This is a genomic window from Paenibacillus xylanexedens (genome assembly GCF_007676705.1).
Classification (GTDB): Bacteria; Bacillota; Bacilli; order Paenibacillales; family Paenibacillaceae; genus Paenibacillus; species Paenibacillus xylanexedens_C.
In genome coordinates this window covers 1-286 of record NZ_VEBF01000245.1, presented here as the reverse complement: position 1 = coordinate 286, position 286 = coordinate 1, and the positions used below count along the sequence as shown (strand labels likewise).

1 pseudogene is annotated in these 286 nt (G+C 43.4%); it reads right to left on the bottom strand.

The annotated features are described in order from the left end of the window. Window positions 1-46: 46 nt before the first annotated feature. Window positions 47-286 (bottom strand): annotated as a pseudogene (locus tag FS628_RS32210) (hypothetical protein); the annotation flags it as partial.

Genomic DNA, 286 nt, shown 5'->3' with positions numbered 1-286 from the left:
CGCATACCTTGATCGTTATCCCACAATCTCCCGCTTCTACAACAATTCACACCCCATCTCCACCTTCTTCTCCTTCAATTCCATCTTCCATCCCATTCTCAACCACTCCCTCCATCATAACCCCCATCACACCAACCCACCCCATACCCACATTCACTTTCAAACTCAATACAATCCCTCCAAAACAACCTCGCAATACTACTTTCCTAAATATCTCGCAACCATCTCCACCAAACCTACCAATCACTTTAATATAATTCCAATCCACTTCATTGAAGCTCTTATA